This window comes from Nostoc sp. JL34 (assembly GCF_017114945.1).
GTDB lineage: Bacteria > Cyanobacteriota > Cyanobacteriia > Cyanobacteriales > Nostocaceae > Nostoc.
In genome coordinates this window covers 1-13,203 of record NZ_JABXKQ010000149.1, presented here as the reverse complement: position 1 = coordinate 13,203, position 13,203 = coordinate 1, and the positions used below count along the sequence as shown (strand labels likewise).

The 13,203-nt window shown below is 43.9% G+C and carries 11 protein-coding genes; 5 read left to right on the top strand and 6 right to left on the bottom strand.

The features are described 5' to 3' along the window. Positions 1–367: 367 nt before the first annotated feature. Entirely contained in the window at positions 368–1,669 is a 1,302-nt protein-coding gene (gene hisD / locus HWQ44_RS27345; protein ID WP_292725128.1) for a histidinol dehydrogenase, read from the top strand. A gap of 351 nt (positions 1,670–2,020) precedes the next feature. After that, positions 2,021–2,446, top strand: a complete 426-nt coding sequence (locus HWQ44_RS27340; protein ID WP_292725127.1) for a universal stress protein — start codon at positions 2,021–2,023, stop codon at positions 2,444–2,446. 341 nt (positions 2,447–2,787) lie between these two features. On the opposite strand, the gene HWQ44_RS27335 is transcribed toward HWQ44_RS27340, so the two are convergent. Next, entirely contained in the window at positions 2,788–3,174 is a 387-nt protein-coding gene (locus tag HWQ44_RS27335) for a hypothetical protein (protein WP_292725126.1), read from the bottom strand. A 140-nt stretch (positions 3,175–3,314) separates the two neighbouring features. On the opposite strand from HWQ44_RS27335, the gene hslO reads away from it, so the two are divergent. Together hslO and HWQ44_RS27325 are read left to right on the top strand one after the other, a co-directional pair. After that, positions 3,315–4,220 carry an Hsp33 family molecular chaperone HslO gene (gene hslO, locus HWQ44_RS27330; RefSeq protein WP_292725125.1) on the top strand — a complete coding sequence of 302 codons (906 nt, stop codon included), beginning with the start codon at positions 3,315–3,317 and terminating at the stop codon, positions 4,218–4,220. Positions 4,221–4,374: 154 nt separating this feature from the next. Beyond that, positions 4,375–6,450, top strand: a complete 2,076-nt coding sequence (locus tag HWQ44_RS27325) for a chromosome segregation ATPase (RefSeq protein ID WP_292725124.1) — start codon at positions 4,375–4,377, stop codon at positions 6,448–6,450. Positions 6,451–6,655: 205 nt separating this feature from the next. Here the strand turns inward: HWQ44_RS27325 and HWQ44_RS27320 are convergent, their stop codons facing one another. Continuing rightward, positions 6,656–7,534 carry an NAD(P)-dependent oxidoreductase gene (locus HWQ44_RS27320; RefSeq protein ID WP_292725123.1) on the bottom strand — a complete coding sequence of 293 codons (879 nt, stop codon included), beginning with the start codon at positions 7,532–7,534 and terminating at the stop codon, positions 6,656–6,658. 345 nt (positions 7,535–7,879) lie between these two features. Beyond that, complete coding sequence (locus HWQ44_RS27315; protein WP_292725122.1) at positions 7,880–9,058, bottom strand: class I SAM-dependent methyltransferase; 1,179 nt, start codon at positions 9,056–9,058, stop codon at positions 7,880–7,882. A 103-nt stretch (positions 9,059–9,161) separates the two neighbouring features. On the opposite strand from HWQ44_RS27315, the gene HWQ44_RS27310 reads away from it, so the two are divergent. Beyond that, positions 9,162–9,323, top strand: coding sequence for a hypothetical protein (locus HWQ44_RS27310; RefSeq protein WP_292725121.1), 162 nt, complete (start codon positions 9,162–9,164; stop codon positions 9,321–9,323). Here the strand turns inward: HWQ44_RS27310 and HWQ44_RS27305 are convergent. The 3 genes from HWQ44_RS27305 to HWQ44_RS27295 all read right to left on the bottom strand — a co-directional run bounded on the left by HWQ44_RS27305 (position 9,272) and on the right by HWQ44_RS27295 (position 12,832). Beyond that, entirely contained in the window at positions 9,272–11,011 is a 1,740-nt protein-coding gene (locus HWQ44_RS27305) for a Dyp-type peroxidase (protein ID WP_292725120.1), read from the bottom strand. The two genes, HWQ44_RS27310 and HWQ44_RS27305, sit on opposite strands and share 52 nt — an antisense overlap. Positions 11,012–11,673: 662 nt before the next feature. Continuing rightward, the gene (locus HWQ44_RS27300) at positions 11,674–12,063 is read right to left on the bottom strand and encodes a VOC family protein (RefSeq protein WP_292725119.1); all 390 of its coding nucleotides are present in this window, start codon (positions 12,061–12,063) and stop codon (positions 11,674–11,676) included. A 232-nt stretch (positions 12,064–12,295) separates the two neighbouring features. Continuing rightward, the gene (locus HWQ44_RS27295) at positions 12,296–12,832 is read right to left on the bottom strand and encodes a GAF domain-containing protein (RefSeq protein WP_292725118.1); all 537 of its coding nucleotides are present in this window, start codon (positions 12,830–12,832) and stop codon (positions 12,296–12,298) included. Between the last annotated feature and the right edge of the window lie 371 nt (positions 12,833–13,203).

Genomic DNA, 13,203 nt, shown 5'->3' with positions numbered 1-13,203 from the left:
CTGTACAGAGATTAACTACTAAAAAGTTAGGGAAATAAGTAAAAACTATACTCAGACCCAAGCCCCCGTAAACTTGGGGGATTGGATGTGCAAACACACCACCTACACCCCGCAAGGAGTGAGGTTAAAGGCATAAGGGTAGCGGGATATGGCACACCTGCTTCCTACCGCTAGCCTACCAAGGCTTGTGGGACTGAGCAATTAAGTCGCCTTCTCAAGCAAACTAGATGCTGGCAGCCTTGAGAGTATCAAAAAAATCCAGGTTAAGCTAGAGAAGAGAGTTAGAGTCAGCTTGCACACCCAGTGGGTCAAGAGCAATACTAAATCTCAGGTGGCAATATTATAATTTTGGCATTGTCCTTACTCCATGCTGCGAATCATTACTCAGCAGGCAGACGTCAGAGCAGAACTACAACGGATCTGCGATCGCACTCATGACGAACAGGTGCTTCACAAAGAAGCAACGGTACGGGAAGTTTTGCAAGCAGTCAAGCGCCAAGGCGATAAAGCTGTATTGCATTACACAGCCGAATTTGACAAACAAATCCTGAAAGCAGAAGAACTTCGAGTTACAGGCTCGGAACTGGATGCAGCCTATCAGCAGGTGTCAAAGGAATTGCTTGATGCAGTTCGGCTAGCTTGCCGCCAAATTGAAGCGTTTCATCGTCAGCGAGTACCAAAAAGCTGGGTACACTTTGGCGATGATGAAGTAGTACTGGGCAAACGCTACACCCCTGTAGACCGAGCTGGGTTGTATGTGCCTGGTGGCCGTGCCGCCTATCCCAGTACAGTACTGATGAATGCAATTCCGGCTCATGTTGCTGCTGTACCCCACGTGGTGATGGTTACACCGCCAGGGCCAGGGGGTGCTATTAACCCAGCAGTCTTGGTAGCTGCCCAAGAAGCAGGGGTACAAGAAATTTATCGCATTGGGGGCGCACAAGCGATCGCAGCTTTAGCATATGGCACAGAAACGATTCCGAAAGTGAATGTGATTACTGGGCCTGGTAACATTTATGTCACCCTAGCGAAAAAACTTGTCTATGGTACTGTCGGTATTGATTCTTTGGCAGGCCCCAGCGAAGTGCTGGTGATTGCCGATGAAACCGCAAATCCGGTGTATGTAGCTGCTGACTTGCTAGCCCAAGCCGAACACGATCCAATGGCGGCAGCAATTTTGCTGACGACGGATGCTGCTTTGGCGAAAAATGTGCAATTAGCCCTGGAAAGACAGCTAGTGGATCATCCACGGCGAATAGATACAGAAAAAGCGATCGCTCACTACGGCTTGATTATCGTTGTGGAATCGCTTGAAGCAGCAGCAGAACTCTCAAATGAATTTGCCCCCGAACACCTGGAATTAGAAATCAAAGACCCTTGGGCACTCCTACCACAGATTCGCCACGCTGGGGCAATCTTTTTGGGTTACTCAACACCAGAAGCTGTAGGAGACTATTTGGCAGGCCCTAACCATACCTTGCCAACATCTGGTGCTGCCCGTTATGCTTCGGCATTAGGGGTTGAAACTTTTCTCAAACACTCCAGTATTATTCAATACTCCCAAGCCGCACTGCAAAATGTGGCTGGTGCTATTGACGTGCTAGCAACAGCAGAGGGGTTGCCTTCCCATGCTGATTCAGTCCGCCGCCGAGTTCAGCAAGAAGAGTGATTTAGAATGCTTAATTTGTTCTTATACTGTTGGCAAAAGTAACTAGCTAGCTTCAGACTCAAAGTTTGGATAGCGATAACTACGGTAAGCTACGCTAACGCCCGCTATTTGCTATCCTGCCTTCAGCCGCCCTTTTAGCGTCCACAAGTCCGGTATTGCCGACAGTAGTTTCTTGGAGAGGGTTTTCCTCTCCTGGAAACTTGTAAAAAGCTTCTCCAGTCCAGTTGCTACAACCCAAGCAGCCTCAAATATATAAGCTAAGTTGGCAGATAAAAAATTGGTTTAGTGTCTCTGCCGACGAATTTTGCTAGATACTTATATAAGGGGTCTACTCTTTAGGAGACGAGAGCGGTGCTAAATACTGTTTTGGTAGCTCTGGACGGTTCGGAAATTTCAGAACGAGTAATTCAGACTTTAGATAATTTGGCGTTGTCAAAAGATGGCAAGGTTATTCTCTGTCATGTGTTTCATCCGCCAGAGTCAGAGATGGAACTACCCGCTGATCGCCCTCAGCCAGAGTCCCCAGCATTTTCTTATTTTCATATTGAAAAACAACTGCAATCCTATCAGGAGAACTTATCAGTCACAAGTGAGTTAGAACTGGTAACTGGTGATCCTGCCGAAGAAATTATTCGCCTTGCCAATATTTACAAAACTGACTTGATTATAATTGGCAGTCGGGGGTTGATAGGGATGAAACGGATTGTTCAGGGTTCTGTTAGCAGTCAAGTTGTAGAAGAGGCTAATTGTTCAGTGTTGGTTGTAAAACCAAGGTAAAAATTGCTTGCAAGGGGAAGGAATGACTATAACCACTACAAAACTAACCTTGGAAAAATACCTGAAATATGACGAGCGCAGTGAGTTGAACAAGTGTTAACAGCCGATAATTAAAAATAATTTCAGGATTTTAACCTATGCAACTCTGTGTTAGCTGCATCTGAAATGGTTAGGTAAATTACTTTTAAACCATAGAAGCACAGAGGAGGACACTTGCATGGGTTGGTTTTCCGACTTGAGCAAAGTGTCCATTATACAGAGAGAAAAAAGAGATTTTTCGAGTCACCTTGAAACAGCTAGTCCTAGAGACAAGGAAAATCCTCATTCTACGTTCAATCGATTTAACGTTCTTGAGTTGCCAAAAACTGACGTAAGCTCAACAAACTCAGCGTTTGACCCAAATTCAAGGGCAAAATTGAAACTCCTTCCAAGCGGGACTGTACCCAACCTTCTCCCCAGTACCATTCGTGGAACCCGTCAATACCTCCGCTGAGTACTAAGCGGAGACAGTTGGATTTGACAACGTTTACTTGATGATGAATCGCGACTGGCCCAGTCCAGGTTGTAAACTGGAATCCGGGGAGCAGTTCTTCTGGCATTCCTGGCGCAAAACGTTGCCCTAAGAGCCATTTTTGTAGTTGCACTGGATGCAGTAGACTGTTACGAATTGCATCTGTTGATGCTTCGATTTCGATCCGCAGTTGACTTTGTTGAAAATTACCCAGCATTTTTCTCGGATTACCTAAAGGTGAGACATCACTATTTCTAATATTGCAAATACAATCACTGATTATTACTACGTCGCTTTTCTCGCAGCAGAGAACTTAGAATAGAAAAAGTTAACTTGTTAAGAAATGTAAGGTTATTCATGGCGGATCAGTTAATTCGTGCAACAGCAGCCGAAGGTGGAATTCGTGCCGTAGGTGTGATCACCACACGTTTAACAGAAGAAGCACGGGGGCGGCACAAGCTTTCTTATGTGGCAACGGCAGCACTGGGTCGGACTATGGCGGCGGGCTTGTTAATGGCTTCTAGCATGAAGCGAACTGGATCAAGGGTCAATGTCCGGGTGAAGGGCAATGGGCCTTTGGGCGGCATATTGGTAGATGCAGGCTTAGATGGGACGGTACGCGGATATGTGGGAAATTCATCTGTAGAATTGCCTCCAAATCCCAAAGGTAAGTTAGATGTTGGTGGTGCAGTGGGTGGCGGCTACCTCTACGTTGTGCGGGATATTGGTTATGGTTATCCTTACTCTAGTACAGTTGAACTAGTTTCTGGTGAAATTGGTGATGATGTGGCTCATTATCTGGTGAATTCCGAACAAACACCTTCGGCTTTAGTTCTAGGTGTGTTCGTGGGAGCAGGGGGAGTCACTGCTGCTGGAGGATTACTGGTACAAGTATTGCCCAAAGCTGCCAGAGACGAAGCCCTAGTCGAAACGTTGGAATCACGGGTTGCTGGTCTAGCAGGATTTACGCCGTTGTTGCAAGCTGGGAAAACGTTACCTGAAATCTTTGGCGACTTGTTGGGAGATATGGGGCTGGAAATCTTTTCCGAACGGCAAATGCTGCGCTTCCACTGTGGTTGCTCTTTCGATCGCGTTTTGGGGGCACTGAAGATTTTGGGAGAAGCTGAACTGCAAGATATGATTATTAAAGATGATGGTGCTGAAGCAACTTGCGACTTTTGCGGCAACGTTTACCAAGCAAGTAGCGATCAGTTAGCTCAACTAATTGCCGATTTGCAAGCTGAATCTGCTATTTCAGGATAAAGTATAAAATAGCACTGATTTTTTAGATTGATAATGGTACTCTGTGGAGAGAGATAATCAAAAAAGTAGCTTTTTAATGATGAGAAAGTTACTATGTCAACAATGGAATTATCGACCTAAAACAGAGCGCTATTCAATTATTTTGGTGTGAGAGATGACAGAGCGGGATATTCCAGACAGTTGGTCTTCAGCCAGTGGAAGAGAGCCAGATCAAAACAAAAGATTATCCCGAACAGAACAATTCGGTGAAACTCAGCCATTTGATGTCCCAGCTACTGGTTCTACCTCCAAGTCAGTGAAGCGGCGAAAAAAAAACCATCCGAAAGGATTACCTATAAATAGTAATTCACAAGAAACTACCCAACTCAGTAGTACTTCTAGAAAATGGCCACGCTGGATGAAAAGCTGGACATTGTGGGTAGTACTACTAATGTTGATTCCCGGTAGTGTAGGATTCTTGGCAATGGCAATGCTGTTCAAGTTGCCATCTGCCCCTAATTGTCCCTCGATTTTCTGGCCACTAGCTAGTGCTTCTGTGCGGCTACACTGCGCTCAGTTGGCGGCTTCTAAGCAGACAGTGAACGACCTATTGCAAGCGATCGCTCTGGTGAAGCAACTACCACAAAATCACCCGTTGCATGGAGAAATTGATCGTTTCATTGAAGAATGGTCACGGGATATTTTGAAGCTAGCTGATGAAAGTTTTCAAACAGGGAATTTAGAGGAAGCGATCGCTACTGCTCAAAAAATACCCGAAGACGTGGCGGCTTATAAATTAGTCGATGAGCAAATTGGCAAATGGCAGTCGATTTGGTCAAAGGCTGAAGCCACATATAATGGTGCGATCGCCGAAGTAAAAGAACGGCGCTGGCAATCGGCGTTCATGTTATCCGCGAAAATGCTGCGCGTAGACAATCAATACTGGGCGGGTACTAAATACGACCAATTGAATCGTCTAATTGCCACAGCGCGGGAAGATGGGGATAAGTTAGGAAAAGCCGAAAGTTTAGCAAACAGCAAAGTAGTTGATAATTTATTAGAAGCGATCAAGTTAGCCGAGTCCATCGGGCAGGAAAGTTATCTTTACCAAAAAGCTCAACAAGCGATTCCGGCATTTGGACGCAAAATGCTGGAATTGGCACAGGCAAAACTAGACAAGCAGGATGCGGATGAAGCCCTGAATATTGCTAGGCAAATACCGGAAAGTACGAAACTACAAGGTGAAACAGATGACTTTATTGCCATAGCTGACGCCAAAAGGAGTGCTTGGATCGGTAACGTTTCTGGTTTAGAGGCAGCGATCGCTCAAGCACAACAAATCGATCCTTCAAGACCAGTGTATAACGAAGCACAGCAACTCATTGCTCGTTGGCAGTTGGAAATTGAAGATGTTGCTCATCTGGAAAAAGCGAGAATATTGGCTAGCCAGGGGACAGTCCCAAATTTAACAGCAGCGATCGCCCAAGTACAGCTTATCCCTGCAAGTAATCCCAGGGGTACAGAAGCTAGGCAAGAGATCGGTCGCTGGAGTGCCCAAGTGGAGACAATTGAAGACCAACCTTACTTAGACCGCGCCGAACAGATAGCAATATTCGAGGATATTAACTCTTTGCAAGCTGCGATCGCCCAGGCCAGCGAAATTCGTCGAGGACGTGCATTATATCCAGAAGCACGGAAAAAAATTCGTACTTGGGTAGGAAAGATTGAGCGAATTCAAGACCAACCTTACTTAGATCAAGCACAAGAACTGGCTCAGAGTGGAAATCTCACCGCCGCCATTAATGCAGCTCAACAAATTGCCTCGTCAGGAAGGGCACTTTCTCCAGATGCACAAGCTGCGATAAATGACTGGGAAGGGCAAATCCGCACTAGAGAAAATTGGAAAAAAGCCCAGGAAGTGGGGGCGGCTGGTACATCAGAAGCCTTAATTGAAGCCATACGGCTGGCGGATCGGGTTTCAAACAATAGCATTTTACGTATGGATGCGAATCAGGCTATTGACCAATGGAGTCAGCAATTGTTAGAAATAGCACGCACTCAAGGCCAGTCAGATATTGCTAGAGGCATTGACATTGCTAAATCCATTCCACGCGGTAGTGCTGCTTACAGTGCAGCGCAAGAGCAAATTAAGACTTGGCAGGAATTTCTCAATCCTCAACCGGAACCTCAGCCTCCGTCTGTGCCTGAATCTCTACCATTGTCTCCATCAACTACTACTAATGGGCAATAATATCTTTATTAACGATTCAGTTAAAACCTTTTGATTCAGGATTTTCAAAGTGCATATCAGGGATGCCAAGGTGTAGGGAGAGGCTTTCCTCAATGTGTTTCAATTTACAACTTTTTTCAAGTGTTAACTTAGAGCTAGGGCGGTTTATAACCGCCCTTTTAATGTTAAGTTGACACCAATGCAATCTGGGCAACCCTAAAAAAAATTATTCTCCGATCGCTTCTCCCCATTCCTTAATTACAGAAAATAGTGATGAGTAATCATCATCAGCAAATGACATTTTTACGGCTGTTTGCAAGATTTGCCGCACTCCTTTAATACTGCTGAGATCCAAATTCTGAGATTTCGCTTCTGAGATAAATAATTCTGTATCTTTAAGCAAATGTTTTGTGGGGAAATTGGGATCGGCATAATTGCCATCTAACATCCGTTGTAGCTTTTTGTCAAAGGTAGGTGCGTAGAGTGGACTGTCACGCAAGATTTGCATAAACACATCCACATCGACACCTTGACGCTGGACAAAAGCTAGACTCAGAGCAAAGCTAGTTGTCAGGGAAGCTATTAGTTGATTTAGTGCCAATTTAAGCGCCGCCGCCGCTCCTACTGGCCCAATAAGTAAAGGTTCTGTCCCAAAATTTTGGAGTAACTTCAAGTGGCGTTCATATTGTTCTGGCTCGGCCCCTACCATAACACTCAACTTACCAGCTTTTGCTTCTGGGATACTCCCTAATACAGGTGCTTCTAAATACTCGCCACCACCTGCAACAACTGCATCTCTAATTTCCTGGCTTTCTGTGGGAGTAATTGTTCCCATTTGGATAATTGTGCGTCCTTCCAAAGTTTGCCAAGCAGTATCTGAAAGCAACACATTATAAATAGCCGGGGTATTAGTCAGCATGAGTATTACGCACTCAGCAGCACGAATGGCGTGGCGGGGATGTGTCGCAATTTCAGCCCCAGCGGCTTGTAGTGGTGCTAATTTTTCTGGGGTACGATTGTAGACAACTAGCTGTATATCTGCGGCTAATAACCTTTGAGCCATTGGTAGTCCCATCAGTCCAGTTCCCAGAAATGCCACCTTCATTTTTCATGTTCCTTTGGTACAGCGTCACCGAGCAGCCTGTTGTAGACATCGGGTTTTCATCGTTTGATTTTAATATCAGTGAACAGTTATCTGTGAATACTGATAACTGTTCACTGAGTAGTAACTAACGTCTCTGGCGATTAGCCACCAGCGGCAAAAGTCACCATGATTATCACTGAGAGTAAAATACCAGGAGTAAGCAAGGTTACTAACATTAACAGATCATGAGTGGACATAATTATTACTTTGGTAGTGTGTTTAACTTTACAGTAATCACTGTTATGCTAGTCTAAATCAGACTGATACTGCATTCTTAAATAGAGTTTTAACTTTTCAAATTGATGTTTACTCTGGCTGGGTCAATCCTTTTAGTGGTTGAGAAATTTCAGTCTTGTCCAGACCTTTGCTCTGAATTAAGACTCCAAAACCGCCCAGTCCTGTGGGATCTATAAGTTGGTGTAGTGCGTCCCGCCGCTGTATTAACTGTGAGAGAGGTTGCTTTTGATAAGAAAGGGCAGCAATGCGATCGCCTAGCCCCAGCGCCATCAAAAATAATCCCTGCTGGATAAAACCAACATTCTTTAAGTTACACTTCTCACCCCAACGTTCCAAAGCCGTAAAGTCAACATGGGCAGTGATATCTTGTCGCCCAATATTAATATAGGGGTTGTCATGGAAACGATGCTGGTAATAACACTGTAGCGTTCCCTGCGATCGCCTGGGATTATAGTAACGATTGGCGGGGTAACCATAATCAATTGTTAACACAAAGCCGCGCTGCAAGCGGTCTGCTACTATACTCAACCAGTCTAGAGCAGCTAAATTAATTTCACTACGGTAGCCATCGGGATATGCACTTTGGGTCAAGTTGATTCCCAGTAAATCCAAATGTTCAGCTAGTTGGAGCGTTGAAGGTTCCCCTGTGACTTCCACAAATGATGAGCAGGTTTCTTTCTGATTACTATCTGTGGTTACATAAATTTCTTGGAGTTCTCCCGTTTCTAGGATGAATTGATGCACGGGGAACGCATCTACTAACTCGTTCGAGAAAAAGCAACCAGCGATCGCATTTGGTGGTATATCTTCTAAATTGCACCAACGCACAGGGAAATCTTGTAAGCGTTGCTGCTGTTCTTGTCTTAAAGTTGGAGACTTTTCAATAATGATATACTCCAGCGCGGTAAAAAAATCTGGGTAGTGCAGTTGATGATATTTAAGGATATGCAAAGCTAGCAATCCTTGACCTGCTCCGATTTCTACCAGAGAAAAGGGTACAGGTTTTCCTAAAATCTCCCACATCTGCAAAAATTGTTCTGCTAGTAACTCGCCAAAGTCAGAGCAGAGGTTGGGAGAAGTGAAAAAATCACCACCCTGAAAGCCAATTTTGACTGCATCGCTGGAATAGTAGCCGTATTCAGGGTGGTATAATACCATCTCCATGAATTGGGCAAAAGTAATTCGCTGCTGGGGACTGGTGGTAATGTAATTGGCGATCGCAGCACACAATGCTGGATTTGAATCCATAAATTTGAGGTTTGAGATTGGGGAATAGAGAAAAATAAATGAATTATGAATGATGCAAAACAAAATTCATAATTCATTATTTTCCTAATGGTCTACAAACCCCATGATATCGACCACTGTGGCATCAGCGCTGGCATTCATTGACAGACAAAACTTGGGAAGTTTGCAGTTCGATGCGATCGCCCAGCTATATCATGCACCAACATCCAATCTTTATTTTGTCAATACTTCCTTTAAAGCAGAAATCGACGGTGCAAAGAAGTAGCCGCCACCAGTAGGAATTACCCAGTCTTCAGGTGCAGTCAACTTCTTAGTTCGAGGTTTACCTTGGTCATCCTCAAGGTGGACGTAAAACTCGCGTGTGCGATCGCCATTTGGTTTATTATTTTTACTTTGACCAATAATTGGATCGTGACCAAGAGTTAATTCCCCTTTAAATTCGTGACCAGTAGCAGCCTCCTTGCTGAACTCTGGATTGTTAGCCCAGAATTTAGTGACAAACTCAAATTGGTCTACAATCGAGGTTTGATAAGCCAAAAAGTGAAGACCACGGTCAACAAACTTCTTATCTTTTAGTGGATTGTTCGGCGTCGAAGCAGACACCGGGCCATAAGGAATACCGCGACGGAGTAAGCGGTGTGTTTGAGTGGTCACTTCACTACGGTCAATCTCTTCGGGCCCTGGGCCTCCACCTCCTGGTGTTTTGTCATTGCGTGGATAAGTCTTGCGGGTATGGGCAATAAACGGACAGCGCAGACCCGTTGCATCCTTGGAAGGTGGAACTACATCGTTTCTGAAGAAATGATCCTTCAGTGGATCATCACCGTTGAATTCAAAATCATTGTTGGCATTGTCATCATCTCCCAATTTTGGGGCATCTTTTTCGGGCGTGCGGACAGTGGGAGCGCCACTAGGCCAGCGACCAATTAGCTTTGCGCTTACCTTTTGAGGGTCAGTGTTCAAGTTGGCAGCTTTTTCGTTTAAAAAATGGTGGAACTTGTATACATCTTGACGCAATCGGCGGAATACAAGGTAAGAGCCATCATTCGCCCAGTGTAGTCCTGCCGACACAACCTCACCTTTGCTATCTTCCAACGTTTTAGCATCATCGTTCTGACCCTCATAGCCAAAAACAAACTCTCCTGGCCACAGAACATCCTGTCCTGGTTTGCCTTGATTTTGGTTCTCTGGATTCTGCCGAGGAGTGAGAAGTTCTTTGGGATTGTCAGAAAGCCTGCCACGAATACCAGGTTGTGATATTCCATCCTTGTTGCCGAAATGCTCATGTCCAGACAAGGGTGCGGGTAAGTTGGCTCCCTCTTCCAAGAAGGTAATTCTGGCTCCGCTGCTCTTAACGTTGTTTTGGTCGTCTGTAAATACCACAATGCTTTCTAAGATCCGTGATACTTCTGCCAACAAGTCCGCGCGATCGTCGCTGGCAATAATGAAAACCAAATCAACTTTGCCATTATCCGGCCCGCCCACGACCCAGCCAATAGGCTTGCCATCTTTGTCCACAGGGTCATTCAAATCAACAGCACGCGCCGCTAGCCCAGCTTTAAAAGATGTGTCCGTAAATGTATCGGCATCATTGGTTAGTTTCTTCAGCCCCTCAAAGGAGAAAGCTATATTAACCCAGGTTGCTTTAACAGTGCCTTCGCGGCCTCGTCGTTCTTTGCTTGACTTAAATAGGCGGTTGAAGGCAATCACTTCTGAGGCGGTGGCAATGAACTTTATCTGTGACTCTAGCCAGTGCTTGAAGGCATTTGGATTTTCAATTTCAAGGAACAAGAGGGCCTGATAATCTTTATTGAACCCACCTAAAATGTTGCCTTGAATGTTGTTGACATTGAGAATAGGATCGTTAGGTGCAGGGGAGTGGAAGAATGTGTTTGTCTGTTGACCTTCTAACGTTTGCGAAGCAGATGCTTCATGAATTATTTCTTGTGTCATGATTAAAGTCCTGTTGATGGTAAAGCCTATTGGCTATTCCAGAATGGAAATATCAAATCAGGTATCTCTCATGGGAACCTGTGTTAACTTATCTGACTTAGGTAAGAGATTTATGCAGCAATTCTATTCATATTTGAGCGTTCAGAAGATTGTGTTATGTAAATAAACTATACATATTTTAAATAGGGTCATAAATTATAGTCCAGAGCAAGATATAGTAAGAGTTTTGTATTTCTGCCTCAACCCTGTTACACACAAAATTAAAGAAAAATAATTTTAATTTTAATAGTAAGTTCAATAATATAACGATTATTAATTGCCAGTAATTGCCTCTCGCCTGCCTGTGAATTTAGCGATTTATTAGTACGGAAGTTTAATTTTGGATAAAATAAATGTGCTATTCTTCTGGCTATATTGACTCTCAGTAATTTAAAATAAACCAGACGCTTTCAAAACACCTTTTATATTTCGTCCTATTTTTTTATGTCACCAAAAACATAATTAAAGTGCCTAATACACCACTATAGAAAACGGTGCGTTAGGCTAAAGCCGTAACACACCCTACTGAAGATTTATTTTATAAATAGTATTTTAAGTGTTGATTTTAACTCTAGCGATCGCAATCCCCAGCCCAATTAATTGCGGTCAAGGCAATTTGCTACCTAGCCACTCACCAACGATACCAGCACACCATTGGGATCGCGGACACGAGCAATAGTTTTTCCCCCTGGCTGAGATTTAGGGGCATCTAGTGTTTTTGCACCAGCGCCGATCGCTCTCATGTAAGCGCTGCCAACATCAGGAGTGATAAATGATATCTGAATCAATGGCGGTGGTTGTGTGGGATCGTTGGCATGGAAGCCTCCAGGAAATAACTTTTGTGCTTCGCTACTAGAAGAGAAAGCCAATGTGGTGTTTCCGGTTTCGATTTCGGCCCAGATAGATTGTCCTTTATCCTGGAGAGTACGACGAACTAAACCAAAGGCTTTTTCATAAAACTCAACTGTTTTAACTACATCGTCTACCCAAATGACCGTATAACCAAATTTCACAGTTTTTTCTCCTTATCTATAAAAATCAGTGCTAGTAAGAGCCAGGGCGAATGAAATTCGCGGCTATACAAGCAAAGTCCGCCTCCGCGGACTAAGAAAAAATTGAGGGTTTGAAACCCACGAAGGTGGGTAAAGCCTCGTGTAAACGCAGTTTCTAACCGCCCTTTTAACTACAAATTACGTTAGCGTACCGATAGCGATAGCGAGTCCGTGAGCGTCATTACGAATTGTTTTAACTCTCCAGAATATTACAATCTGTCGCTAGAGTTTGTGCCCCTGTTTGCATCATTTCTATATCTGATGGCGACCAATAATGAGGCCCTTGACAGTGATGTGCTACTAGCAATCCCCATAATCCTCTAGGTATGACAATTGGTACAACTAAGTTGGCACGAACCTGCAAATTGCCAAGAAAATCTCGGTGACAAGGCTGGATTGGCTCTAATTCAATATCAGCGATCGCCTTTATCCGTCCTGCTAAGTATAAAGCAGCATACTCATTGTTAAAACAATCATCTGGGCCGGTGGAACCCAGTATTGAGAATTCTTTAGAACTCAAAGATTCAAAAGTCACCTGTCCTTCCCACTGCCTGTAAAAATAATACAACACCACCCGATCAACCTGAAGCGATTCTCTGAGTTGATTGGTCGTTTGCCGGACTAACTCATCGCGCTGCATTGATTTAACAAGGCGATCGAGCAATTTCTGCAACCCCTGTTCGCGGTGATCGCGGTTTTGGTTAAATTTAGAGTGAGGATGAATTTGCACGGTTCTAAAATTACGACTAAGTAAATGCTGCCGGATTTTTACAGTAATTTATTAGACTTTATGTAGATACATTGTTCTATTTATAGCAGCAATTCTATTTTAACGAAACATAATACTATTCCAGCTCTGCGGTGAATTTAAAATAAATTATTAAGAAATTCAATCATTTTAATTTGCACTACACAAAATTATAAATTTAAAATTAAGAATTTCGTCAATTTACAAATAATATGTTCAATTTTCCTATATAGCGCTTCTCGTTTGCGTGAGGTATACCCGTAGGGCAAGGCACTGCCGTGCCCCTACACCCTGCGATATATAGGACTAGTATTTGATTTCTGAAAAAGCTCCGTACATTTGAAGAGTCGCAA